Annotated in this window: 24 protein-coding genes; 5 read left to right on the top strand and 19 right to left on the bottom strand. The window is 63.6% G+C overall.

Annotation, left to right across the window (positions count from 1 at the left end):
• The first annotated feature begins 61 nt into the window (after positions 1 to 61).
• Genes ACNQOP_RS01960 through ACNQOP_RS01975 form a run of 4 tightly spaced genes read left to right on the top strand, consistent with a single transcriptional unit; the run spans position 62 to position 3,989 of the window.
• On the top strand, positions 62 to 1,024 hold the full coding sequence (locus tag ACNQOP_RS01960) for a sugar-binding transcriptional regulator (protein WP_284985749.1): 963 nt from the start codon (positions 62 to 64) through the stop codon (positions 1,022 to 1,024).
• A gap of 34 nt (positions 1,025 to 1,058) precedes the next feature.
• On the top strand, positions 1,059 to 1,955 hold the full coding sequence (locus tag ACNQOP_RS01965) for an aldo/keto reductase (RefSeq protein ID WP_284985751.1): 897 nt from the start codon (positions 1,059 to 1,061) through the stop codon (positions 1,953 to 1,955).
• A 10-nt stretch (positions 1,956 to 1,965) separates the two neighbouring features.
• Complete coding sequence (locus tag ACNQOP_RS01970; protein WP_416403147.1) at positions 1,966 to 2,910, top strand: alpha/beta fold hydrolase; 945 nt, start codon at positions 1,966 to 1,968, stop codon at positions 2,908 to 2,910.
• Positions 2,907 to 3,989 (top strand): glycosyltransferase family 4 protein, encoded by a 1,083-nt coding sequence (locus ACNQOP_RS01975; protein ID WP_416403148.1) that lies wholly within the window; start codon positions 2,907 to 2,909, stop codon positions 3,987 to 3,989. The genes ACNQOP_RS01970 and ACNQOP_RS01975 overlap by 4 nt, the downstream gene beginning before the upstream one ends.
• An 8-nt stretch (positions 3,990 to 3,997) precedes the next feature.
• Here the strand turns inward: ACNQOP_RS01975 and ACNQOP_RS01980 are convergent, their stop codons facing one another.
• The 13 genes from ACNQOP_RS01980 to pyrR all read right to left on the bottom strand — a co-directional run bounded on the left by ACNQOP_RS01980 (position 3,998) and on the right by pyrR (position 18,997).
• Entirely contained in the window at positions 3,998 to 6,091 is a 2,094-nt protein-coding gene (locus tag ACNQOP_RS01980; RefSeq protein ID WP_416403149.1) for a primosomal protein N', read from the bottom strand.
• 158 nt (positions 6,092 to 6,249) lie between these two features.
• The gene (gene metK / locus ACNQOP_RS01985; protein ID WP_235520735.1) at positions 6,250 to 7,479 is read right to left on the bottom strand and encodes a methionine adenosyltransferase; all 1,230 of its coding nucleotides are present in this window, start codon (positions 7,477 to 7,479) and stop codon (positions 6,250 to 6,252) included.
• A 76-nt stretch (positions 7,480 to 7,555) separates the two neighbouring features.
• Positions 7,556 to 8,803 (bottom strand): bifunctional phosphopantothenoylcysteine decarboxylase/phosphopantothenate--cysteine ligase CoaBC, encoded by a 1,248-nt coding sequence (gene coaBC, locus ACNQOP_RS01990; RefSeq protein ID WP_416403150.1) that lies wholly within the window; start codon positions 8,801 to 8,803, stop codon positions 7,556 to 7,558.
• Positions 8,804 to 8,830: 27 nt separating this feature from the next.
• Positions 8,831 to 9,091, bottom strand: coding sequence for a DNA-directed RNA polymerase subunit omega (gene rpoZ, locus ACNQOP_RS01995; protein WP_017197559.1), 261 nt, complete (start codon positions 9,089 to 9,091; stop codon positions 8,831 to 8,833).
• Positions 9,092 to 9,131: 40 nt separating this feature from the next.
• Positions 9,132 to 9,704: a guanylate kinase gene (gene gmk, locus ACNQOP_RS02000; RefSeq protein ID WP_416403151.1), complete on the bottom strand. Its 573-nt coding sequence runs from the start codon at positions 9,702 to 9,704 to the stop codon at positions 9,132 to 9,134.
• Between the two features lie 21 nt (positions 9,705 to 9,725).
• Entirely contained in the window at positions 9,726 to 10,052 is a 327-nt protein-coding gene (gene mihF, locus ACNQOP_RS02005) for an integration host factor, actinobacterial type (protein WP_211712304.1), read from the bottom strand.
• Between the two features lie 97 nt (positions 10,053 to 10,149).
• Entirely contained in the window at positions 10,150 to 11,025 is an 876-nt protein-coding gene (gene pyrF, locus ACNQOP_RS02010; RefSeq protein ID WP_284985758.1) for an orotidine-5'-phosphate decarboxylase, read from the bottom strand.
• Positions 11,018 to 14,326, bottom strand: coding sequence for a carbamoyl-phosphate synthase large subunit (carB, locus tag ACNQOP_RS02015; RefSeq protein WP_257368007.1), 3,309 nt, complete (start codon positions 14,324 to 14,326; stop codon positions 11,018 to 11,020). Before carB ends, pyrF begins: the two co-directional genes overlap by 8 nt.
• Entirely contained in the window at positions 14,326 to 15,582 is a 1,257-nt protein-coding gene (gene carA / locus ACNQOP_RS02020) for a glutamine-hydrolyzing carbamoyl-phosphate synthase small subunit (RefSeq protein WP_416403152.1), read from the bottom strand. Before carA ends, carB begins: the two co-directional genes overlap by 1 nt.
• On the bottom strand, positions 15,563 to 16,084 hold the full coding sequence (locus ACNQOP_RS02025; RefSeq protein WP_284985760.1) for a hypothetical protein: 522 nt from the start codon (positions 16,082 to 16,084) through the stop codon (positions 15,563 to 15,565). The genes carA and ACNQOP_RS02025 overlap by 20 nt, the downstream gene beginning before the upstream one ends.
• Positions 16,084 to 17,409, bottom strand: a complete 1,326-nt coding sequence (locus ACNQOP_RS02030) for a dihydroorotase (RefSeq protein ID WP_257368004.1) — start codon at positions 17,407 to 17,409, stop codon at positions 16,084 to 16,086. The genes ACNQOP_RS02025 and ACNQOP_RS02030 overlap by 1 nt, the downstream gene beginning before the upstream one ends.
• Positions 17,409 to 18,416 (bottom strand): aspartate carbamoyltransferase catalytic subunit, encoded by a 1,008-nt coding sequence (locus ACNQOP_RS02035; protein ID WP_235520743.1) that lies wholly within the window; start codon positions 18,414 to 18,416, stop codon positions 17,409 to 17,411. Before ACNQOP_RS02035 ends, ACNQOP_RS02030 begins: the two co-directional genes overlap by 1 nt.
• Positions 18,413 to 18,997 (bottom strand): bifunctional pyr operon transcriptional regulator/uracil phosphoribosyltransferase PyrR, encoded by a 585-nt coding sequence (pyrR, locus tag ACNQOP_RS02040; RefSeq protein ID WP_257368003.1) that lies wholly within the window; start codon positions 18,995 to 18,997, stop codon positions 18,413 to 18,415. Before pyrR ends, ACNQOP_RS02035 begins: the two co-directional genes overlap by 4 nt.
• 155 nt (positions 18,998 to 19,152) lie before the next feature.
• On the opposite strand from pyrR, the gene ACNQOP_RS02045 reads away from it, so the two are divergent.
• Complete coding sequence (locus ACNQOP_RS02045) at positions 19,153 to 20,385, top strand: PrsW family intramembrane metalloprotease (RefSeq protein WP_416403153.1); 1,233 nt, start codon at positions 19,153 to 19,155, stop codon at positions 20,383 to 20,385.
• 79 nt (positions 20,386 to 20,464) lie between these two features.
• Here the strand turns inward: ACNQOP_RS02045 and nusB are convergent, their stop codons facing one another.
• From nusB to aroC, 6 genes are all read right to left on the bottom strand, one after another.
• Positions 20,465 to 20,875: a transcription antitermination factor NusB gene (nusB, locus tag ACNQOP_RS02050; protein ID WP_257368001.1), complete on the bottom strand. Its 411-nt coding sequence runs from the start codon at positions 20,873 to 20,875 to the stop codon at positions 20,465 to 20,467.
• Positions 20,875 to 21,438, bottom strand: coding sequence for an elongation factor P (efp, locus tag ACNQOP_RS02055; protein WP_011774957.1), 564 nt, complete (start codon positions 21,436 to 21,438; stop codon positions 20,875 to 20,877). The genes nusB and efp overlap by 1 nt, the downstream gene beginning before the upstream one ends.
• Before the next feature lie 155 nt (positions 21,439 to 21,593).
• Positions 21,594 to 22,115, bottom strand: a complete 522-nt coding sequence (locus tag ACNQOP_RS02060) for a tetratricopeptide repeat protein (RefSeq protein WP_416403154.1) — start codon at positions 22,113 to 22,115, stop codon at positions 21,594 to 21,596.
• Positions 22,112 to 23,203, bottom strand: coding sequence for a 3-dehydroquinate synthase (gene aroB / locus ACNQOP_RS02065; RefSeq protein WP_257367998.1), 1,092 nt, complete (start codon positions 23,201 to 23,203; stop codon positions 22,112 to 22,114). The genes ACNQOP_RS02060 and aroB overlap by 4 nt, the downstream gene beginning before the upstream one ends.
• On the bottom strand, positions 23,200 to 23,757 hold the full coding sequence (locus tag ACNQOP_RS02070; RefSeq protein WP_374198950.1) for a shikimate kinase: 558 nt from the start codon (positions 23,755 to 23,757) through the stop codon (positions 23,200 to 23,202). Before ACNQOP_RS02070 ends, aroB begins: the two co-directional genes overlap by 4 nt.
• Positions 23,757 to 24,956: a chorismate synthase gene (gene aroC, locus ACNQOP_RS02075; protein ID WP_284985764.1), complete on the bottom strand. Its 1,200-nt coding sequence runs from the start codon at positions 24,954 to 24,956 to the stop codon at positions 23,757 to 23,759. Before aroC ends, ACNQOP_RS02070 begins: the two co-directional genes overlap by 1 nt.
• Between the last annotated feature and the right edge of the window lie 14 nt (positions 24,957 to 24,970).

The raw sequence follows: 24,970 nt of genomic DNA on the forward strand, positions 1-24,970 counted from the left end.
ATCTTGCGAAGGTGGAAAATGGAGTCAAGCTATTTGCACAAACGTGCAGTAAGGAAATGAGATGGCACGATCACGTCACTCGGATGCGCTCCGGGCTGCACAAATGTATTACCTGCAGGACCTGACCATGGATGCGATTGCCCGCGAGCTGCGGACCTCCCGTTCCACGGTGTCCCGGCTGCTGTCCTCGGCTCGGGAAACGGGCCTCGTGCAGGTCCAGATCCGCAGCCCCTTCGACACCGGACCCGAGCTGGAAAGCCAAATCCGGAACCAATACGGAGTGGATGTTCACGTCGTCCCGGTGCTGGACACCCTCAATGAGGCCGAGACTTTGGACCGTGTTGCCATGCAGGCAGCACGAACCATCGGCCCCCTGGTGGACTCCAACGCCATCATCGGCGTGGCCTGGGGTGCAACCCTCAGTGCCGTCAGCCGCCACCTCACCCGTAAGGTGACGCACGACAGCATCGTGGTCCAACTCAACGGGGCGGGCAACATGCAAACCACGGGCATTACGTACGCCAGCGACATCATGAGACGCTTCGGCAGCGCCTACGGGGCACGGGTGGAACAGTTCCCGGTGCCGGCGTTCTTCGATCACGCGTCCACCAAGACGGCGATGTGGAATGAACGCAGCGTTCAACGCATCCTCGACTTGCAGGCGCGAATGAGTATTGCGATATTCGGCGTAGGCTCAGTCGATTCCGATTACCCCAGCCACGTCTACGCCGGCGGATACCTCGACGAACACGACCTCAGCATGCTGGCTGCCGACGACGTTGTAGGTGACGTGGCGACGGTGTTCTTCCGGAGCGACGGTTCCTCCGACGGCATCACCTTGAACGAAAGATCCACGGGGCCGAGCCACGAGCAGCTCCGTCAGGTCAGGCGCCGGATATGCGTCGTGTCCGGCGCTTCCAAGATCAACGGACTACAGGGTGCCCTGGCGGCAGGACTGGCCACGGACCTTATCCTGGACGAGGCGTCCGCTCGACGCTTGGTGAGTTTCAACGGCCATGCCTGAAGAAATCGCGTCCGGACTGGGTAGAGTCGTTGCTATGAGATCCTCATCCAAGCTGACATCGGGCCGGCTGGCACTTAACAACGGCGTACAGATGGAACGACTGGGATTCGGACTCTACAAGGTTCCGCCCCATGACGCTGACACACTGGTGGCTACGGCCCTCGGGGAAGGGTACAGGCGCTTCGACACTGCCGCTATGTACGGCAACGAGGTAGGCGTCGGCCGGGGAATTGGGGCAGCCATCGGCGATGCCGCTGCAGCCCGCAGTGCCACTGGCGGTTCCGGAGAAGCCGTACATGGCCTCTCCCGGGAAGACCTGTTCGTCACAACCAAAGTCTGGAACGATGACCAAGGCTACGACTCGACGCTCAGGGCCTTCGACACCTCCATCTCGAACCTGGGGCTGGACTACGTGGACCTTTACCTGATCCATTGGCCCTGCGCCGGCCGCGGGTTGTTTACCGAGACCTACAAAGCGATGGAAACCCTGTACCGCGAAGGCAAAGTCCGGGCCATTGGCGTATCCAACTTCCAACCCGGACACCTTGAAGAACTTATGGACAAGGCAGAAGTTGTTCCGGCGGTCAACCAGATCGAGCTGCACCCGTGGCTGCAGCAGACCAGGCTCAGGACCCTGCATGAACAGCTGGGGATCGCCACGGAGGCCTGGAGCCCACTGGGTCGCGGGCAGGTCCTGGCCGACCCCGCCATTGTTTCCCTGGCGGAAAAATATCACCGGACCCCGGCACAGATCATTCTCCGCTGGCACCTCCAGCTGGGAAACCTGGTCATCCCGAAGGCAAGTTCTCCTGGCCGGATCAAGGAGAACATTGCCGTCTTCGACTTTGAACTGGACACCGCCGACATCGAACGCATGGCAGAACTCGAGCGCCACCACCGGACGGGTTCGCACCCGGACAACGTGAACTAGGACTATCCGTATGGAAAAAGTGGACACCTCGCAATCGCCTGACGGTGCCCAGGCCCCTGACAAGTTCTTCAGCGCGTCCTTGCCCGGGCGGACACACGCCTCGGACGTCGATGTGGACGGCAGCAAAATTGCGTATTGGACCTATGAGCCCGTGTCCGCCACCGCTGCAACCCGCACCATCCTGGTCATCCACGGTTTCCGGGGCGACCACCACGGGCTGCTTCGCGTCGCCGACCAGCTCCCCGAAATGCGCATCATCATGCCTGACCTGCCGGCCTTCGGCAGCTCGGAACCCTTCGTTGGCGACGAGCACAGCGTGGAACGCTACGGCCGGTTCATCTCCAGCTTCATGGCAGGGGTCGGCCTCGGCCCCAAGACAGTACTGCTGGGGCACTCCTTCGGTTCCATCGTGGCCAGCCACTTCGCAGCAGCGCACCCGGGATCCATCTACCCCCTGATTCTGGTCAACCCCATTGCCGCGCCGGCACTTGAAGGCCCCAAAGGCATCATGACCAAACTGGCTGTGTTGTACTACCAACTCTCGGCAAGGCTCCCCCGCCCCCTGGGGCTGGCCGTACTCCGCAACCGGGCGATCGTACGCATCATGAGCATCACCATGGCCAAAACCAAGGACAAGAACCTGCGCCGGTTCATCCACGCACAGCATGACGCCTATTTCAGTGCCTTCGCCGACCGGAACAGCCTGCTCGAATCCTTCAAGGCCTCGGTCTCAGGCAACGTAGCAGAGGTCGCCGAACGGCTGGCCCTCCCGGTTCTCCTCATCGCCGGCGAGAAAGATGAGATCGCCACCCTTCCCAACCAGCACAAACTGATGAAGCGCCTGCCCGACGGAACGCTGGAAGTGATTCCCGACGTCGGGCACCTCATCCATTACGAGACACCGGCCCCGGCCGCAGCAGCCATCCGCACCTTCCTGGAGGAACATCCCGCGTGAAAATCGTCATCGACGCCCGCTTTACCCGAACGGACCACCACGATGGCATCAGCCGCTACGGTTCCAGCCTCATAGCAGCTACATCCAAGATCGCAGACGTGACCATGCTGATCAGCGACAAGCGCCAGCTTGCCCTGCTGCCGGATGTTCCCTACGTGCTGATCAACAGCCCCCTCTCCCCACTGGAGCTGTTTGTTGCCCGCAAAGTCAACCCACTGGGCGCAGACGTCGTAGTCTGCCCCATGCAAACCATGGGTACCCTGGGGCGGCGGTATGGCCTGGTCCTGACATTGCATGACCTCATCTACTACGAGCACCCCACGCCCCCCGGTTTCCTCCCGGCTCCCGTCCGCTTGCTGTGGCGGCTCTACCACAAGGCATTTTGGCCTCAGCGCCTCCTGCTGAACCGTGCCGACATTGTGGCCACCATCAGCCAGACGACCCGCGCCCTCATGGCCAAGTACGCACTGACGCAACGGCCGGTGCGCATCGTCGGCAACGCACCCCAACCCGGCCAGACACCCCGCGATCCTGCTGCGGGCGCTGACAAGACGCTGCTGTACATGGGGTCGTTCATGCCGTACAAGAACGTGGAAACGATGATCCGGGGTATGGCCGGGCTGCCGGACTTCACCCTGCACCTGCTCAGCCGGATCACTCCGGAACGCAAAGCGGAACTGGAAGCGATGGTTCCGCACGGAGCCAAGGTGGAGTTCCACAACGGCGTCACGGACGCCCAATACGACCAACTCCTTCTGCGGGCCACCGCGCTTATCAGCCTTTCCCGTGCAGAGGGTTATGGCTTGCCGCTGGTGGAGGCCATGGCGCTGGGAACGCCCGTGATCGCCAGCGACATCCCGATTTTCCGTGAAGTAGGCGGCGATGCCGTGAGCTACGTGAACCCGGATTCTGCTTCTGAATTCGCAGCCGCCGTCACGGCCTTGGCTGAGGATTCCCTCTGGCAGGAGCGCTCCGTGCGGTCAGTGGAGCGCGCGGCAGAATTCAACTGGGACGAGTCGGCGCAGCAACTCCTTGCAGCAGCCGAGGAAGTAGTGGCCCTGCGCAAACGCAAAGGCTGACGCGCCGGTTAAAGTACGTCCACGCCGTCCAGACGGACTTGCACAGGGCCGGACGTGCGCTTGGCGGCGCTGGCGGACTTCACGGCGCGCATGGCACGGGTTGCCGCGGCTGCGTCCGCGTAGGGAATGAAGTAAAGCGTCCTGACATCGGCATCATCCGCTGGTGACTGCGTGGTTCCTGTGAGCGTCTGAAGGGGCGCCGGCCCGGCGCTGCGGAGTTTGGTGCCCGACGGCAGCGCTGCACTGGCCTCGAAGGCCTGCGAAAAGTGTCCGACGTCGGCCCTCCCGCCGGTGATGGAGGCTACCCGCACCGCTGGGGGCAACTGCAGTTCCTTCCGCAGTGCCAGCTCGCGCGAAGCGTATCCCGGGCCGTCCCAACGCAGCAACGCACCGGTCGCGGCGGTATCGTCTGCCGTGATCACCACAAGTCCGCCCTGGCTTGCGGGCTTGACCAGCGCGGCAGCGTTGAACCAGCGCCTGACAGTGTCCTCGCCTGCCCGGAGGTTCTCGCGCCGGAGCAACGAGTTTCCGTCCAGCAGCAAGGCCGCAGCGTAGCCGTGGGCAGCCACGGGCTCAGCCCCGACAGTTGCCACTACCAGGGCCGGAGCATCAGGCACCGTCGCTTTGATGTGCTCACCCGAGGAAGTCACCACCGCCTTGCCCGGGAAGGCCCGCCCCAGTTCCTCCGCCGTCCGCATCACACCCACAGCGCCTCGCCGGAGCCGGGTTCCGCTGCAATGGCTACAGCGCCACTGAGGTGCCGGCGTCGAGCACCAGCGGCACGCAGGAATGGCCGATCCGCTGGCTACCGCCAACGGCCCTTGGCAGGCGTTGCAGCGGGCAAGTTCACGGCACGTCTCGCACACCAACGACGGTGCATAGCCGGCCCGGGCAACCTGCACCAGGACCGGACCCCGCTCGAGGCCTTCCTTCGCCGCGCGCCACGCGGCCCCAGGCAGGCGGGCAACGCGTGCCAGGGGATCTCGTTCCTGCTCAAAACTGTCAGCCGTGTTGAGCACCCGGGGAACCGTCGAACGGACCACGGACCGTGGCGCCTCAATAGGTACCGCCCACTGCATCTCGACGAGGCGTTGAAGTTCTGTGCTGCGGCTGTGCGATGCCAGGAGGCAGGCGGCAGCCTCCTGTTCGGCACGCAGCAGCAGGACCTCCCTGGTATGGGCGTAAGGCGTCCGTTGTTCGATGTGCAGGTCATCGCCGTCATCCCAGCACACCACAAGGCCCAGATTCTGCACAGGGGCGTAGGCTGCTGAACGCGTGCCTATTGCCACTCCAGCGGAACCAGTCAGCAGCCGAAGGAAGTTCCGGTAGCGGGGCGTCTGGCCGTCGTCCGCGGTGAGCCGGGCGACGTCCGACTGAGGCAAGACATTCTCCAGCGCCGCTTCAACCCGTTCCAGGTCCCGGTAGTCGGGTACGACCACCACTGCGCCCCGGCCCGAGGAGCGGACAGCCGCGACCGCGGAAGCGACAAGCGCCGGCCATCCGTTGGGGCCGAATCCCTGCAAGGCGGTCAGGACGGCCTTGGGCGTACCACCACCGGCCAAGTGCTGCACGTACGGTGCGCCGTTGGAGTAAGCCCTCCAGCCATCGGGCGGACTGAAACCCAGCTCAGGCGTACCGGCAGCAACCAGCTCGCCGGCGAGCAGTTCCTTCTCCACCTTGGCGACCCTGGGCGGGATCGCCGTCCGCAGGACGTCGCTGAGGGTTCCGGCATACCGGGCCGCGACACTGGCGGCCAGTTCCGCAATGGCGGGAGTCAGGACGGCCACCGGGGAGACGACTTTGTGGAGGGTCGCCAGGGAATGGGAGCCCTCCGAATCCGCGCGGCGTTCTACGATGTACCCGTTCAGCTCCTGGCCATTGAACTTGACCTTGACGCGAACGCCGGGAACAGCCACGTCAGCAAGTTCCGCGGGCACGCTGTAGTCGAATGGCCTGTCCAAATGTGGCAACGAAGATTCAAGCACTACCCGCGCCACGGGGTTCTCCGCGGCGAGGGGCGGCCCGTTGACAGCTGCCCGCTCTGGAAAACCCTGCAGCAGTGAAGGCTGCAGCAACGAGGGCTGGGCTTCGAATGCTGCCATGCACTTCACCTCCACCTCACCATTGGACATCCACGAATATCGTCAACGCAGAATGCCCGCAGCGGGATTGACCCGCTGCGGGCATCTCTCTGGCTTCAGCAAACCATGGGGCACCGACAAAGTTGTAACCCGTGCCCAGGCCGCGCAAAGCAAAAGGATCAGGCGTTGAAGTATTCCTTCAGGTCATCAACCCGGTCCAGCCGCTCCCACGTGAAGTCGGGGTCGTCGCGGCCAAAGTGGCCGTGCGCCGCCGTCTTGGCGTAAATGGGGCGCTTCAGGTCAAGGGCGTCAATGATGGCCCGGGGACGCAGGTCGAAGAGTTCCGTGATGGCCTCGCTGATACGGGCCGGGTCAACCGTCTCCGTGCCGAACGTCTCAACGTAGGTTCCAACGGGGCGGGCCTGGCCGATGGCGTAGGCGATCTGGATCTCGGCACGCTTGGCCAGTCCTGCGGCGACAACGTTCTTGGCGACCCATCGCATGGCGTACGCAGCCGAGCGGTCCACCTTGGACGGATCCTTTCCGGAGAACGCTCCACCACCGTGCCGGGAGAATCCGCCGTACGTATCAACGATGATTTTGCGGCCGGTAAGGCCGGCGTCTCCTACCGGGCCGCCGATCACGAAGGCACCGGCGGGGTTCAGGATGTTGGCAGTGTGCGCGATATCCAGGTTGGACGCGGACAACACGGGGTCGATCACGTAGCTGGCGAGATCCGCACGGAGCTGCTCCAGGCTCGCTTCCTCGGCATGCTGGCTGGAGATGACCACTGTTTCCACGGACACGGGCCGGTCGCCGTCGTAACCTACCGTGACCTGGGTCTTGCCGTCGGGGCGGAGGTACGCGAGTTCGCCGTTCTTGCGGACTTCGGTGAGGCGTTCCGAGAGGCGGTGTGCCAGCCAGATGGGAGTAGGCATGTAGGAGGCGGTCTCGTCGCTGGCGTAGCCAAACATGATGCCCTGGTCGCCGGCGCCCTGGAGGTCGTAATCGTCTTCCTGGCGGCCTTCGCGGGCCTCAAGCGAGTTGAAGACGCCACCCGCGATGTCGTTGGACTGTTGGCCGATGGAGACGGAGACACCGCAGCGGGCGCCGTCGAAGCCGTTGGCCGAGGAGTCGTATCCGATACCGAGAATGGTTTCGCGTACGATCTGCGGGATCTCGACGTAAGCGTCAGTGGTGACCTCACCGGCCACGTGGACCAGGCCGGTGGTGGCCATGGTCTCCACGGCAACGCGGGATTCAGGATCCGCGGCCAGCAACGCGTCAAGAATGGAGTCGCTGATCTGGTCGCAGATCTTGTCCGGGTGCCCTTCGGTGACCGACTCTGAGGTGAAGAGCCGGAGCTTGGACGGGGTGCCATGGTGTTCATGGTGCAGCGGTAAAGTCACTCGTCCACCTTACTGGGTTGCGGGACAGCGGAAACTTCCGTGTGTCCCTTTGCTAAGAATTCGGGTGTGGGTTCGGTTACACAGCGGGAAAAACCCGTGCAAGCTCGGCGCCCACCCGGTCGATCACGGCGGCCGCAACGTCGGCCTTGGAGCCTGCGGCGGACTCCGGTTCTGCCCCGTGGCCTGAAAGGATGACGACGGAGTTGTCGTCCTGGCCAAACACACGGCCGATGCCAACATGGTTGACTACCAGGAGGTCGCAGCCCTTGCGCTTGAGCTTGGCTGTGGCGTGCTCCAGGACGTCTCCTTGGGCATCGCCCGTTTCGGCCGCGAAGCCCACGATCAGTTGCTTGCCACCTTCGGCGTTCCGCCGTTCAACGAGCTCGTGCAGGATATCCGGGTTCCGGACCAGGTGCACCAACGGTGCGTCCTCGCCGTCGACCTTCTTAATCTTGGTGTCTGAAACTTCCGCCGGACGGAAGTCCGCCACAGCCGCCGCCATAATAACGACGTCGGAATCGGCCGCCGCTTTCAGCGCCGCTTCCCGCAACTCCAAGGCTGACTCAACGCGGACAAGCTCGACGCCGGCCGGCGGTTCGACGTCCATATGGGCCGCAAGGAAACGGACAGTGGCTCCGGCGGACAGCGCGGCAGCGGCCAGGGCCGCGCCTTGCTTTCCTGACGAGCGGTTGCCCAGGAAGCGCACCGGATCCAAGGCCTCCCTGGTTCCGCCGGCGGAGATGGTCACGACGCGTCCGGCAAGGACACCGGAGTGACTGCCTTGAACTACAGGGGATTCCGCGCCGGCAAGGGCCATGGCAGCTGCGAAGATCGCTTCAGGTTCCGGCAGGCGGCCCGGGCCCGAGTCTGCACCGGTGAGGCGCCCGGATGCGGGCTCAAGGACTGTGACGCCGCGGCTGCGCAGCGTCTCAACGTTGGCCTGGGTGGCGGCGTGTTGCCACATTTCCGTGTGCATGGCCGGAGCAAAGAGGACAGGCCCGTGGGCCATGAGGAGCGTGTTGGTCAGGAGGTCGCCCGCCTGTCCGGTGGCTGCCTTGGCCAGGAGGTCGGCCGTGGCTGGAGCCACGACGATCAGGTCAGCCTCATGTCCCAACCGGACATGGTTGACCTTCTCGACGTCGTCAAAGACGCTGTTGCTCACCGGATTGCCCGAGAGGGCCTCCCATGTAGCCACACCAACAAAGCGGGTGGCCGCTTCCGTGGGAATGACCGTCACCTTGTGACCGGCTTCAGTAAAAAGCCGGAGGAGCGATGCAACCTTGTAGGCTGCGATCCCTCCCCCGACTCCGAGGACTATGCGCACGTGACCTCCGTCAACAGGCAGTCTGTTTTATTCTGCGGGCTCGATCGGCGTGGAGACCAGGAGGCCTTCGTTGATCTCGCGCAGGGCGATCGAAAGCGACTTTTCGTTCAGCTTGGTGTCGACCAGCGGGCCAACGTACTCGAAGAGGCCCTCGTGAAGCTGGGCGTAGTACGCGTTGATCTGGCGGGCACGCTTGGCGCCGAAGATCACCAGGCCGTACTTGGAATCGGCAGCCTCAAGCAGCGAATCGATCGGCGGGTTGATGATGCCTTCAAGGTTCGTGGACACGAATTCTCCAAATTCTAGCGGGCCAACAAATGCAGGCGCTTTAGCGCCCGTGCGGGGTAAGCCCCATGAGTGAAACAAGCTCGTCCGCTGCCCGGCGAACGTCGTCATTGATGACGGTGTGGTCAAACTCCGGTTCAGCAGCAAGTTCCAGTTTAGCGGTTTCCAGCCTGCGCTGCTGTTCCTCGGGGGTTTCGGTGCCCCGGCCCACCAGCCGACGCACCATTTCATCCCAGCTCGGCGGGGCCAGGAACACGAAATTGGCGTCAGGGACTGCCTCTTTCACCTGCCGGGCACCCTGCAGGTCGATCTCGAGCAACACCGACTTCCCTTCGGCAATCGCTGCATTCACCGTGCTGCGGAGGGTTCCGTACCGGTTGCGTCCGTGGACAACAGCCCATTCGAGAAGTTCACCCGCTGCAACCAGGTCATCAAATTCTTCAGCGGTCTTGAAGAAGTAGTGGACGCCGTCCTGCTCTCCCGGACGGGCGGCCCGGGTAGTTGCCGAGACTGAGAGCCAGACCTCCGGATAGTTGTCCCTGATGTAGGTTGAAACGGTTCCCTTGCCAACGGCAGTGGGGCCTGCAAGGACAGTCAGTCCAGGATTCTTGCTCACGGATTCCTTCGGGGAGATGCGTCAAACGCTTTGCTGGGTATCCATAAAATCTACCAGCGCCCGGGCCTGGTGAATTCCCAGCCCCCTGATCCGCCGGGATCCGGCGATTCCAATCTCCGCCATGATCCCGGCGGCCCTGACGGGTCCAATACCCGGCAGGGCCTCCAGCAATTCCACGACCCGCATGCGGGCTATCGCCTCATCGGTGGTGCCCGACGAGATCAACTCGGCAATGCTCAGCTCACCGCGCTTGAGCCTTTCCTTAGCTGCCGCACGCACGGCACGTGCCTTGGCAGCCTTCTCAAGGGCATCGGAACGTTCCTGCGGTGTCAGCTCTTTAAGGCCCACTGCCAAACCCCTGTCAGATCGAGATTGTGATCCAGATCACGCGGACTGATCCTGAACCTACCGGCAGGGGCCCGGTTGCGCAATGCAGCCAGGCAACTTACTCGGAACGGAGCCCATCCCGGGTCTGCTCGGTAGCAGCCCGCAAGGCCGTAACCGAGGGTCCAGCGGCCAGGATTCCCCGGCTTGATGTCGCGAGGACAGTCGGATACGCGGCCCCAAAAGTGGCACGGAGATCGGCGGGAGTAGCGCCCTGGGCACCGAGTCCCGGGGCCAGGATGGCACCACGGACCGGACCGAGGTCGATGTCGAGGTCCTCCAACGCCGAACCAATGGTGGCACCCACCACCAGGCCAACCGAACCCAGGACCCCGTCATAGCGCGCGTTCTCCGCGGCGGCCTCGGCCACAATGCGCCGGGCAACGGAATCAGCGCCGCCAACATGCTGGACGGACTTGCCCTCCGGGTTGGATGTTAACGCGAGCACAAACACTCCCCTGCCGTATTGGGCGGCGAGATCCAGCGCCGGACGCAGCGACTCAAAGCCCAGGTATGGGCTCAAGGTCACAGAGTCCGCGGCCAGCGATGACCCGTCCCGCAGCCAGGCATCGGCGTAGGCAGCCATCGTGGAGCCAATATCACCACGCTTGGCGTCAGCGATGCTCAGGACACCCGCTTCCGAGGATGCGGCCAGGGTACGCTCCAGCACTGCCATGCCGGCAGAGCCGTGCCGCTCGTACAGTGCCACTTGCGGCTTCACCGCGGCAGCGAGGGAACCCACTGCCTCCACCACCGTCAGCGAAAAGCGTTCCAGCCCGGCGGCGTCGTCGTTCAGTCCCCACTCAGCCAGGAGCTGCGGGTGCGGGTCGATCCCGACGCACAGCGGCCCGCGGTCCGCCATGGCGGCAGCCAGCCGGGAGCCGAACGACTCCCGGACCGGCTGCTGTTCCAGGTGCGGCGAAGCAGACTCAGGCATTGGCTGCTTCCACTGCCGCTGCCAGGTTGCCTGCGTGCTCCTGCAGGCTGGTCACGGACCATTCGTAGGTCCGCAGCGCTTCAATGGCCTGTACTGCAGCGTTGAACTCGGCCACGGTGGTGATGCAAGGAATACCAATGGACGTCGCAGCGGCACGGAGTTCGTACCCGTCGCTGCGGGCTTCGCCGCCTGAGGGCGTGTTGAAGACCATGTCGATCTCGCCGGCAACGACGAGGTCGGCGATGGTTCCTTCGCCTTCGGCGCTGCTGCCCTCGGCGACCTTGCGCACCGGAGTGGCCTGGATGCCGTTGCGGCGCAGGACATCTGCCGTGCCACCGGTGGAGACGATCTCGAAACCGAGGTCCGAGAGGCGCTTGACGCCCATGATCACCGAACGCTTGTCACGGTTGGCGACCGAGACGAAGATCTTGCCTTCGGTGGGCAGAGCGTTGTTGGCTGCGGCCTGGCTCTTGGCGAATGCGGTATCGAAGTGCTTATCGATACCCATGACCTCGCCGGTGGAGCGCATTTCAGGACCGAGCAGGGAGTCCACAACCTTGCCCTCCGGGGTGCGGAAGCGGCTGAACGGCAGGACGGCTTCCTTGACGGCAACCGGAGCATCCAGGGGCAGGGTGGAGCCGTCCCCCGTCTCCGGCAGCATCTTGTAGGCAGTGCGGAGCTGGTTGATGGTGACACCCGTGCCGATGAGCGCCGCGGCCTTGGCCATCTGGACACCCGTGGCCTTGGAGACGAACGGAACCGTGCGGGAGGCCCGCGGGTTGGCTTCAAGGACGTACAGGACATCGGAAGCCAGCGCGAACTGGATGTTGATCAGGCCGCGGACACCCACGCCCTCGGCGATGGCACGCGTTGCGGTGCGCACGCGTTCGATCACGTTGTTGCCAAGGGTGATCGGAGGAAGCACGCAGGCAGAGTCACCCGAGTGGATGCCGGCCTCTTCGATGTGTTCCATGATGCCACCGAGGTACATGTCGGTGCCGTCGAAGAGTGCGTCGACGTCGATTTCGACGGCGTCCTCAAGGAAGCGGTCGATCAACACCGGGTGGTCCGGGGTGATCTCGGTGGCGTTGGCGATGTAGCGGGAGAGGTTGGCTTCGTCGTAGACGATCTCCATGCCACGGCCACCCAGGACGTACGACGGGCGCACCAGGACCGGGTAGCCGATCTCATCGGCGATCTTCTTGGCGTCCTCGAAGGAGACGGCGGTGCCGTTCTTCGGGGAGGTCAAGCCGGCTTCGTCCAGCACGCGGGCGAAGGCGCCACGGTGCTCGGCGAGGTCGATGGCCTCAGGCGAGGTGCCCAGGATCGGTACGCCGGCATCGGCGAGCTGCTGCGCCAGCTTGAGGGGAGTCTGACCGCCGAGCTGCACGAAGACACCCATGACGCCGCCGGTGCGTTCTTCTGCCGCGATGACCTCGAGGACGTCCTCAAGGGTCAGCGGTTCGAAGTACAGGCGCGTGGAGACGTCGTAGTCGGTGGAGACTGTCTCGGGGTTGCAGTTGACCATGACGGTCTCGTACCCGGCCTTGCGCAGGGCCATGGAAGCGTGCACGCAGGAGTAGTCGAACTCGATGCCCTGGCCAATGCGGTTGGGGCCGGAGCCGAGGATGATGACCGAGGGCTTGGCGTGCAGGCCCACCTCATCTTCTTCGTCATAGGACGAGTAGTGGTACGGAGTGTAAGCGGCGAACTCTGCAGCACAGGTGTCCACCGTCTTGTAGACCGGACGGATGCCCAGTGCCTGGCGGACACCACGGACCACTGCCTCATTGTTGTGCGTCAAAGCACCGATTTGCTCGTCGGAGAAACCGTGGCGCTTGGCATTGCGCAGCATTTCCTCGGTGAGCACGCCGGCCTTGCGGATCTGCTGCGCAGTCTCGTTGAGCAACTGCAGCTGGTCCAGGAACCAGGGGTCGATCTTGGTGGCCTCGAAGACCTCTTCCAGGCTGGCCCCGCCCAGGAGGGCCCGCTGCACCTGGTGCAGCCGGTCGGTGGTGGGACGCTTGGCCTTCTCAAGGAGCTCGGCAACTTCGTATTCGGGGACGGAGCTGAAGTCCAGCTGCGAGCCCTTCTGCTCCAGGGAACGCAAGGCCTTCTGCAGGGCCTCGGTGAAGTTGCGGCCCATGGCCATGGCCTCGCCGACGGACTTCATGGTGGTGGTGAGGGTGTTGTCCGCTGCCGGGAACTTCTCGAATGCGAAACGGGGAACCTTGACCACAACGTAGTCCAGGGTCGGCTCGAACGATGCCGGCGTCTTCTGGGTGATGTCGTTGGGGATCTCGTCAAGCGTGTAGCCCAGGGAGAGCTTGGTGGCGATCTTTGCAATCGCGAAACCTGTTGCCTTCGATGCCAGGGCCGAGGAGCGGGAAACGCGGGGGTTCATCTCGATGACCACCACGCGGCCCGTGGCAGGGTCGATAGCGAACTGGATGTTGCAGCCACCGGTGTCCACGCCGACTTCGCGGATGACGGCAATGGAGACGTCACGCAGCTTCTGGTACTCGCGGTCCGTCAGGGTCAGGGCCGGAGCTACCGTGATGGAGTCGCCGGTGTGGACGCCTACGGGATCGAAGTTCTCGATGGAGCACACAACAACGACGTTGTCGTTCTTGTCGCGCATCATCTCCAGCTCGTATTCCTTCCAGCCAAGGATGCTCTCTTCGAGCAGGACCTCGGTGGTGGGGCTGTACTGGAGGCCCTGGCCGACGATGCGGCGGAGGTCGTCCTCGTTGTACGCCAAGCCGGAGCCCAGGCCACCCATGGTGAAGGAAGGACGGACCACCATCGGGTACCCGAGGTCTTCCGCTGCCGCAAATGCTTCGTCCATGGTGTGGATGATGTGGCTGCGTGCGGACTCTGCGCCACAACGTTCCACCACGCCCTTGAACTTTTCGCGGTCTTCGCCGAGCTCGATGGCGGCAATGTTCGCACCAATGAGTTCGACGTTGTACTTCTCCAGCACACCGTTCTTGTCCAACGCGATGGCGGTGTTAAGTGCCGTCTGGCCGCCCAGGGTGGGCAGGATGGCGTCCGGGCGCTCCTTGGCGATGATCTTCTCCACCACCTCGGGGGTGATGGGCTCAACGTAGGTGGCATCCGCGAACTCGGGGTCCGTCATGATGGTGGCGGGGTTGGAGTTCACGAGGATGACGCGCAGGCCTTCCTCCTTGAGGACACGAAGGGCCTGGGTGCCGGAGTAGTCGAACTCGGCAGCCTGGCCAATGACGATCGGGCCCGAACCAATGACGAGGACGCTCTTGAGATCTGTACGCTTGGGCATTACTTCTTGTCCTCAGTCTTGGAGTCGTTGGAGTCGTTGGTGTTATCGCCTGTGGCCTTGGACTTGGTGTCGGCCATGAGGTCGATGAAGCGGTCAAAGAGGTAGGCGGCATCGTGCGGGCCGGCCGCGGCTTCGGGGTGGTACTGGACCGAGAACGCGGGGATGTCCAGGCAGGCGAGCCCTTCAACGACGTCGTCGTTCAAGGAAACGTGGCTGACTTCAACGCGGCCGTAGCGCTCTTCCGGTGCCACCGTGGCGCCGTTCAGCGGCGCGTCGACGGCAAAGCCGTGGTTCTGGGAGGTGATCTCCACCTTGCCCGTGCGGCGGTCCATGACAGGCTGGTTGATGCCGCGGTGGCCATAACGGAGCTTGTACGTACCGAATCCGAGGGCGCGGCCCAGGATCTGGTTGCCGAAGCAGATACCGAAGTACGGCAGCTTCTCGTCCAGCACCGAACGCAGGAGCTTCACCTGGTGATCGGCCGTCGCGGGGTCGCCCGGGCCGTTGGACATGAAGAAACCGTCCGGCTTGACCGCGTTGACGTCTTCCACGGTGGACGTTGCCGGGAGGACGTGGACGCGCACGCCGCGCTCGGCAAAGCGGATCGGCGTCATGGCCTTGATGCCCAGGTCCACAGCGGCGATGGAGAACCGCGGTTCGCCTTCCCAACCGTGGTCCTTGGGTTCAACAACATAGGCCTCGTCAATAGAGACTTCCTCGGCCAGGGCTGCGCCTTCCATCGGAGCACTTGCCAGGACGGTGTCCAGCAGTTCCTTGTCGGTTGCCTGGGCGGCCTCGCCGGAGAAGATGCCTGCGCGCATGGTCTTGTGCTCGCGGAGGTGGCGGGTGATGGCGCGGGTGTCCACGCCCTGGATGCCGACAACACCCTGCTCCGTGAGTTCGTCATCCAGCGAACGCTCGGAGCGCCAGTTGGACGGTCGGCGTGCGGCGTCGCGCACAATGTACCCGGCCACCCAGATGCGGCGGGACTCGGCATCTTCACTGTTGACACCCGTGTTGCCGATGTGCGGCGCAGTCTGGACGACCAGCTGACGCGCGTAGGAAGGGTCGGTAATGGTTTCCTGGTAACCGGTCATGCCGGTGGCGAATACCGCTTCACCGAGCGCGGTCCCCTGGGCGCCGTAGCTGCGGCCGCGGAACATGCGGCCGTCTTCGAGCACCAGCACTGCTGCTGAGGAGGTGGGGGTGGTGGCTGCTTTACTATCCGTCACTTTATTACTTTCCACTATCGGCATCTGCCTGAGGGGCTGCGGAGATCAATTCCTGGAGGGCTTCGAGGAGGAGCTGCTTGTCGGCTGCGTGCCTGGACCGGAAACCGGTGTCCAGTTCGCGGGTGCCCAGTTTCCAGCTGATGACCACGAGTCCGTCCTTTTCGACGAACTTCCCGGTCATGCCGTCTGCTGGGTGGCTGTCCTGCACAGCCGAGCGCGGGATAAAAACCGGGGCGGCGCCGGATCGGTCAAACAGCACGCCTTCGGCGTGAATGCTCAGTTCCGCGTTGGTCCGGATGCCCAGGCCCTGGACGGCGATTCGGTCCAGCCAGTCGCCCGCGGTCGTGGTGGCCACGTATTGGCCATCTGCGACGACGGTGGCAGGGGTCAGCTGCTCCGGAACCTCGGGGAGGCGTTCGACGTCGGCTTGTCGCCTCAGTCGGTTCCGCCAACCCAGCCAGAGCATCGCCAGCACCACGGCGATCAACGGAACCGTGATAAGCACGGTCAATGTCTGGTTGTCCATCAGTTACCGCTGACTGCAGGGTAGCGGTACGGGGTGTTGAGTTTGCCGTCGAGGACAGTGGGGTGGCCCTTGAAGAAGGTCGCCACCACTGAACCGGGCAGCTCTTTGCCCTTGAACGGTGAATTGCGGCCCATGGTTGCCATTTTATGGGGGTCGACGGTCCAACGCGCAGCCGGGTCCACCAAGATGACGTTGGCGGGCTCCCCGACGTCCAATGGGCGCCCTTGGTCTGCAACGCGTCCGATCACGGCCGGAGTAAACGAGGTAACCCTGGCGAAGTCTGCCCACGACATAAGGCCGGTTTCGATCATGGTTTCCTGCACCACTGAGAGCGCGGTCTCCAGGCCGGTCATGCCCATTGCTGCCTGTGCCCATTCACACTCTTTGTGCTCACTGGGGTGCGGAGCGTGGTCGGTGCCCACGACGTCGATGGTGCCATCGGCGAGGCCCTCGCGCAGTGCCTGCACATCGGCGTCCGTGCGGAGCGGAGGATTGACCTTGTACACGGGATCGTAGCTGCGGACCAGTTCGTCGGTCAGGAGCAGGTGGTGCGGGGTGACTTCAGCGGTGACGTTGATGCCGCGGGCCTTGGCCCAGCGTACGATCTCCACGGAACCGGCGGTGGAGACGTGGCAGACGTGCAGGCGGGAACCCACATGCTGGGCGAGCAGGACGTCGCGGGCAATGATGCTCTCCTCGGCCACGGCCGGCCACCCGGTCAGCCCCAGCACCGCCGAGACAGCGCCTTCGTTCATCTGTGCCCCGGCGGTAAGGCGGGGTTCCTGCGCGTGCTGGGCCACGACGCCGTCGAACGCTTTGACGTACTCCAGTGCGCGGCGCATGATGACGGGATCGTGGACGCAGATGCCGTCATCGGAAAACATCCGGACCTGCGCGCGCGAGTCCGCCATGGCGCCGAGCTCGGCAAGCTGCTCGCCGGCCAATCCCACGGTGACCGCGCCGACCGGACGCACGTCAACCCAACCGGAGGCTCGGCCCAGGCTGTGGACCTGCTCGACGACGCCGGCAGTGTCCGCTACCGGGTTGCTGTTGGCCATTGCATGCACGGCGGTAAAGCCACCCAGCGCAGCGGCCCGGGTTCCGGTCTCCACGGTTTCAGCGTCCTCGCGGCCCGGTTCGCGGAGGTGGGTGTGGACATCGACCATGCCCGGCAGTGCGATCAGGCCCTTGCCGTCAACGACCGTGGCGTCGCCGTCCGCGAGGTCCTTTCCGCGTGCTTCGATGATGCCGTCGCGGATCAACAGGTCCTCAGGTTCACCGCCGAGGATGGCTGCCCCACGAATCAGGTAGGTGTTCTCTGCCATCAGTTGGTCTCCTTGCTGGACTGGATTGCGTTCGGGGCAGCTTCGCGGGAATCCCCGGAGAGCAGCAGGTAAAGGGCGGCCATGCGGACCGAGACACCATTGCGTACCTGCGCAAGCACAGTGGAACGCGGCGAATCCGCGGCGGCCGAGGAAATCTCCAGGCCGCGGTTCATGGGGCCAGGGTGCATGATGATGGTGTCCTTCATGCCAAGGTCATCAAGGGCACGGAGACGCGCGTCGTCGAAACCCCAGCGGCGTGAGTACTCGCGGGTTGATGGGAAGAACGACGCGTTCATCCGCTCACCCTGGACACGCAGCATCATCATGGCGTCGATGCCGGCTTCCAAGGTCTCGTCCAGGTTGTAGCTGACCTTGCATGGCCAGTGCTCGACGCCGATGGGCAGCAGGGTGGGTGGCGCCACCAAGGTGACGTCAGCTCCGAGGGTCTTCAACAACCAGACGTTGGAACGGGCCACCCGGGAGTGCAGGACGTCACCGGCGATTGCCACGCGCATGCCCTTGAGATCGGCTCCCGTGGAAGCCGTTCCCTTGAGCTGGGCCCAGTGCCGGCGCATGGTGAACGCGTCCAGGAGTGCCTGCGTGGGGTGTTCGTGGGTGCCGTCACCGGCGTTGATCACGGCAGCGTCAATCCAGTCCGTCGCTGCGAGGCGATGGGGTGCCCCGGAGGCCCAGTGGCGGATGACCACCGCGTCAGCGCCCATGGCAGCCAACGTCTGTGCGGTGTCCTTGAGCGACTCGCCCTTGGACACCGAGGAACCCTTGGCTGCGAAGTTGATGACGTCAGCAGACAGGCGTTTGGCTGCGGCTTCGAAGGAGATGCGCGTACGGGTGGAGTCCTCGAAGAACAGGTTGACCACTGTCCTGCCGCGCAGGGCAGGAAGCTTCTTCACTTCACGCTCGCCCACTGCCGACATCTCCTCGGCCGTATCCAGGACCCGGATGGCATCGAAGGCGCTGAGGTTCTCGGTGGAAAGGAGGTGCTTCACTTGCCCGCCTCGATCACGACTTCGTTGACGGGCACGCCATCCACGGTGTCGATTTCCTCCAGGTGGACCCGGACTTTTTCGGAACTTGAAGTCGGCAGGTTCTTGCCAACGTGGTCTGCGCGGATCGGCAGCTCCCGGTGGCCCCGGTCCACCAAAACGGCCAAACGGACAATCCGCGGGCGGCCAAGGTCCACCAAGGCATCCAGTGCGGCCCGGATGGTACGGCCTGAATACAGGACGTCATCGATCAGGACAACCACTTTGTTGTCAATCCCCGACAACGGCAGGCGGGTGTGGCGCGGGGGCCGGGTGGGCTGGTGCGAGAGATCGTCACGGAACATGGTGACATCCAGTTGGCCGACAATCGTTTCGGCGTTGACCGTGGGGTCGGCAGCTGCGATTTTGTTGGCGAGCCGCACGGCCAATGGATAGCCGCGGCTGGGAATGCCCAAAAGAACCAAATCCTGGGAGCCCTTGTTGGCTTCAAGGATCTCGTGGGCGATACGAGTGAGCGCACGGTCAATGTCCGCCTGGTTGAGGACAACCCGCGACGGCAGGTGCGCTGAAGTGACTTCAGTCATCGCTCGTCTCCCCTTTCCCCGCCTCACGGGACGGAATTAAAAAAGGAATATTTGCTTTTCCAAGCTACCACAACGCCAGTTTCCCGCTTCACCCGCGGGCGCCGGGCGGCACGAGTTTAAGCTCACATTCCCCGCCGTGGAATAGGCTCATTCCCATGACCATGAACCCTCACGGCCAACCCTATCCGCGGCCCTATGTGGAACCTGGCGCCAACCCCACCTGGATGGGGCGGGTGCAGCCCGCCAACTACCAGCACGCTCCAGGGAATCCGGCATCACTCCCCCAACAAACCTGGGCAATGCCGCCGGCGCCGAAACGGTCCATGGGCACACTTCCGCTGGTCATCGGTGGCGGGATCCTGGCACTTGCCAGCCTGCTGCTGGTACTCCCCTTCCTTCTGGGCAACACGGGAATCACTGGCTTCGTGATTGGCTTCGTCGCCTCCCTCATTCCGTTGACCGTGGTGCTGCTCACCGTCCGCCTCATTGATCGCTGGGAGCCGGAACCAAAGCGGCTCCTTTGGTTCGCCTTCACGTGGGGCGCCGCCGTGTCCATCGCGGGCACGCTGCTGATCCAGCCCTTGTTCGCGCTGGCCGCACCCACCAGCAGCGAAGAAGCCTTCACCTACTTCATGGCCACCGTCCAGGCGCCAATCGTCGAGGAGTTCACCAAGTCGTTGGGACTGCTGGTACTGATCCTCGCGGCCCGGAAATACTTCGACGGACCCGTAGACGGCGTTGTCTTTGCCTTCACCATCGCCGCCGGATTCGCGTTCACGGAAAATATCCTCTACTTCGGGCGGGAGATTGCCTCGTCGACCGATCCCGGCACCGACTTTGTACGGATTTTTATCCTCCGCGGACTCATGTCGCCATTCGCCCACGCCGTGTTCACCGGCACAACCGGGCTGATCATGGGCTTCGCCGCCCGCAGATGGCATCCCGGCTATGCAGTGCTGGCGTTCTTCGTGGGCTTGTTGCTGGCCATGTTCCTGCACAACCGATGGAACAGCATGGGCCAGGACTTCCTGGTGGAGTACTTCGTGGTCCAGGTTCCCATTTTCCTGACGGCAACTGTGGGGATCATCCTCCTTCGCGTGGCCGAAGGAAAGCTCACGCGCCAACGACTCCTCGAATACGCCCGTGCGGGATGGTTCACACCCGCTGAAGTGGAGATGCTTGGCACGTCCAGGGGCCGGCGCCAGGCCCTGCGCTGGGCGTCGTCCCGGGGAAGGTCAGCGCAAATGCGGAACTTCATCAAAGGCGCCACGGCTTTGGCCTTCACCCGCCAGCGCATCCTTAGCGGTCGTGACGTACCGGTCCACCAACACGACGAACTCGAGCACCTTCGAGCCATACCTGCCCTGAGGGCGGCAGTCCTCCAATAGTGCGTGGACGGATCCTGGACAAAAAAGGACCCCCTTCCCGGTTACCCGGGAAGGGGGTCCTTCTAACCTTTGCCGCCGATCAGGCCAGCAGTGAAGGCTTGAGCTTCTGCAAACGGCCGAGCAGGCCATTAATGAACGCCGGCGACTCGTCCGTGGACATCGTCTTGGCAAGGGCGACGGCCTCGCTGACGGCTACACCATCAGGAACTTCGTCGTTGTAGAGCAGTTCCCATGCGCCGATACGGAGGATAATCAGGTCCACGGACGGCATCCGCTCCAGGGTCCAGCCCTGGGCGTAGGTCTCAAGGAATTCGTCAATGGTCGCCTGCATGGAGACCACGCCTTCAACGATTTCCACCGTGTAGGGGTTGATCACGAGGTCTGTCTTCTCCCGGCGCGCCTTGAGCGCATCGAAAGCCGAGACGGAACGCTGCTCCGCTTCGAAAAGTACTTCCAGAGCCCTGCTACGGGCTTTACCGCGGGCGCTCACTAGTCGTTGACCCGGCCCAGGTAGCTGCCATCGCGGGTGTCGACCTTGACCTTGGTGCCCTGTTCGACGAACAGGGGTACCTGGATCTCGTAGCCGGTTTCAACAGTGGCAGGCTTGGTTCCTGCGGAGGAACGGTCACCCTGGAGGCCGGGCTCCGTGTAGGTGATTTCGAGGACGACGCTCGGGGGAAGTTCGATGTAAAGCGGGGTGCCCTCATGGATGGCGATGTTGACCATCTGGTTCTCGAGCATGAAGTTGGTGGCGTCGCCTACCGTTGCACCGGAAACGGTGATCTGGTCGTAGTCCTGGGTATCCATGAACACGAAGTCTTCGCCGTCCTGGTACAGATACTGGTAGTCGCGGCGGTCAACCGTTGCGGTTTCAATTTTCAGGCCGGCGTTGAAGGTCTTGTCGACCACCTTGCCGGACATGACGTTGCGCATTTTGGTGCGGACGAAGGCGCCGCCCTTGCCCGGCTTGACGTGCTGGAACTCAATGATGTTCCAGAGCTGGCCCTCGAGCTTCAGTACGGTCCCGTTCTTGATGTCGTTTGTGGTTGCCACTCGTATCCTCTGGTTAATCGCACTGGTTCTAGCTGCCAGCTATCTATGCCAAGCAGGCGTGCCAATCGGCGCGCCAGCGCGTATTTATCAAAAATCCAAAAACCATTCTACCGGCAAAACCGGCCGAGGCTTGCGGGCGGCGTTTCCGGTGGCTCCTAGGAAGCCAGTTCCAGCACGTTCCGGGCGCGCTGCAGGGCCACTGCGGACGAGTAGATGAGCGCGGCATCAGCAGCCATCGCCACGCGCAGGTCCAAGGCCTTGGCGAACTCTTCCGACGCCGCCAGCGCATTCCCACTGACAAAGTAGGCACGGCCAAGGTACTGATGGACGATCGCTTCCTTGGAACTGCCCTGGACATCATGCAGCAAGTGCCTGAACAACTGCACAGCGCGGTCCAGGCGATGGGTGGCCCGGTGCACTTCGGCTTCGAAGATCCGGAGACGGAATGACTCGGGATCCTTATAGCGGGCCTCGGCAAGGAGCTCAGCGGCTTCGTTTGGCTGGTTATCGAGCAGGAGGGCCATGATCCGGTCCGCTGGATCCTCGGAGGCCGCCAGTGCTGCGTCCATTGCCTCTTCGTTGACGACGACGGGAAGCAGCGTGTCCGGGTTCATGCGGACGCCCGGGAAACCGGCCGTCGGCCAATCGCTCACGCCGTCCTGCAGGGCGATGGTCATGATGCGATTTCCTGGTAGGCCGCAAACAAGAGCGAAGTGTCAGGAACATCCAGGATGCCCGGCTTGGCGATGCCGTCAAGGACAACAAAGCGCAAAAGATCGCCACGGGACTTCTTGTCCCGGCGCATCCCATCCAGCAAACCCTGCCAGCGGTCCCTGCGGTAGGTGATCGGCAAGCCCAGGCTCTCCAGGATGGTGCGGTGCCGGTCGGCGTCGGCATCGGACAGGCGGCCCACGCTGCGGGACAGCTCGGCGGCGAACATCATGCCCACCGATACAGCGGCACCGTGACGCCAGGAGTAGCGCTCAACCAGCTCGATGGCGTGGCCCAGAGTGTGACCGTAATTGAGGATCTCGCGGAGGCCGGATTCCTTCAGGTCCTGTGACACGACGTTGGCCTTGACGGAGATGGCCCGCTCAATGAGCTCGCGGACAACGTCGGAGCCGGCATCCATGGCGGCCTCGGTCTTGTTTTCCAGCAAGTCCAGGATCACGGGGTCGGCGATGAAACCGCACTTGATCACTTCGGCCATGCCGGAAATGAGCTCATTCTTGGGCAGGGTCTGGAGCGTGTCGAGATCAACAAGCACGGCCGCCGGCGGGTGGAAGGAGCCCACGAGGTTCTTGCCCTCTGCGGTGTTGATTCCGGTCTTGCCACCCACCGAAGCATCCACCATGCCCAGGAGGCTGGTGGGCATGTGGATGACCTTGACGCCCCGGAGCCACGTCGCTGCCACAAAGCCCGCGAGGTCGGTCACTGCCCCGCCGCCCACGGCAACAATTGCGTCGGATCGGGTGAAGTCGTTTTGTCCCAGCACCTGCCAGCAGAACGCGGCAACCTGGATGTGCTTGCCTTCCTCGGCGTCCGGGATCTCCGCCGTGAGCGCCGTGAAACCGGCAGCCTCGAGCTCGTCACGGACGGTATCGCCTGTCAGGCGCAAGGCACGTGGGTGGATGACCAGCACCCGTCGGACACGCTCACCGAGCTTGGCCGGCAAGGACTCCAGAAGGCCGCGGCCCACCACGACGTCGTAGTTTTCGCTGGCGGCCTGTCCAGTCACCTTGATGACCGTTGCTTCGTTGCTCACTTTTCAACTTCCTGTTTCAAGGCTGCATGCTCGCGCAGCCGCGCCTCCAGCTGGAGGCCGATTTCCGCCACGGATCCTGAACGCACATCAATGACCAGGTCCGCGAGACGTTCGTAGACGGGACGCCGGGTGGCAAAAAGCAATTCCCAGCGTTCCATGGCGTCACCCTGCAGCAAAGGCCTCCCGGTGTTGCGCGCAATCCGATCGGCGACCGTTTCCGCGTCACATTCGAGGTAAACCACAGTGCACTCGCCCAGCAGTTGTTGGGTGCCGGTGTCCAGGACCGCTCCCCCGCCAAGGGAGATTATGGCCGGTTGCGCCTTGGCTGACTCGATGGACTTCGCCACGGCACGTGCTTCAATTTCACGGAACGCGTGCTCCCCGCGCCCAGCGAAAATGTCTGCGATGCTGCCATGCGCGGCAACAACCACTGCGTCGGTATCCACGAAGGGCAGACCCAGCTGCTGAGCAAGTTGCTGGCCGATGGCCGATTTACCGACGGCCATTGGACCCACCAGGACGACAGGGCGGCCAGGCCGGATATCGGGGACCACTACCGGCCGACCGAGTCCAGGGTGGCCGGGATGCTGTCGAGGTAGCTCTGCAGGTTGCGCTGCGTTTCGGCAACGGAGTCGCCGCCGAATTTCTCGGCGATGGCTTCGGCGAGAACGAGAGCAACCATGGCTTCGGCAACGACGCCGGCGGCGGGCACCGCACAGACGTCCGAACGCTGGTGGTGGGCCTTGGCAGGCTCTCCGGTGCTGACATCGATGGTGCGGAGCGCACGCGGAACCGTGGCGATCGGCTTCATGGCGGCGCGAACCCGCAGGACCTCGCCAATGCTCATGCCGCCTTCAATGCCACCGGCACGATTGGTCTGGCGGACAATCCTGCCATTCTCGTCCTTGAGGATTTCGTCGTGGGCAGCCGAGCCGCGTCGAGCAGCGGTCAGGAAGCCGTCCCCAACCTCCACGCCCTTGATGGCCTGGATACCCATGAGTGCTGCGGCCAACCGTGAGTCGAGCCGACGGTCCCAGTGCACGTAGCTGCCCAGTCCAGGCGGAAGCCCGTAGGCGAGAACTTCGACAACTCCACCCAGGGTTTCGCCTTCCTTGTGGGCAGCATCCACCTCGGCAACCATCGCGTCCGAGGTCTCGCGGTCGAAGCAGCGCAGGGGGTCGGCGTCAAGCGCCAGGACGTCCTTGGGCAGCGGCAGGGCCCGCCCTTCCGGAACCGTCACGCTGGCAATGGAAACAGTGTGGCTCACCAACTCGACGCCCAACTGCTTCAGGAACTGGGCCGCGACAGTGCCAAGGGCAACGCGGGTGGCAGTTTCCCGGGCGCTTGCACGCTCAAGGACCGGACGGGCTTCGTCGAAGCCGTACTTTTGCATGCCCGTGAAGTCGGCATGGCCGGGACGGGGCCGGGTCAAGGGAGCGTTGCGTGCCTGGTCGGCGAGCACTTCGGGGTCCACGGGATCAGCAGCCATGATCTGCTCCCACTTGGGCCACTCAGTGTTGCCCACCTGGATGGCGACTGGGCCACCTTGGGTCAGACCGTGCCGGACGCCACCCATGATGGTGACTTCATCCTGCTCGAACTTCATCCGGGCACCACGTCCGTAGCCCAAGCGGCGACGCGCCAGAGCGTCGCGAATCTGCCCACTGGTGAGTTCAACACCGGCGGGCACGCCTTCAACAATTCCGATCAGAGCCGGACCGTGGGATTCACCGGCAGTCAACCAACGCAACATATAACCAATCCTGC

The sequence above is a fragment of the Arthrobacter sp. LFS091 genome, assembly GCF_047977885.1.
GTDB lineage: Bacteria > Actinomycetota > Actinomycetes > Actinomycetales > Micrococcaceae > Arthrobacter.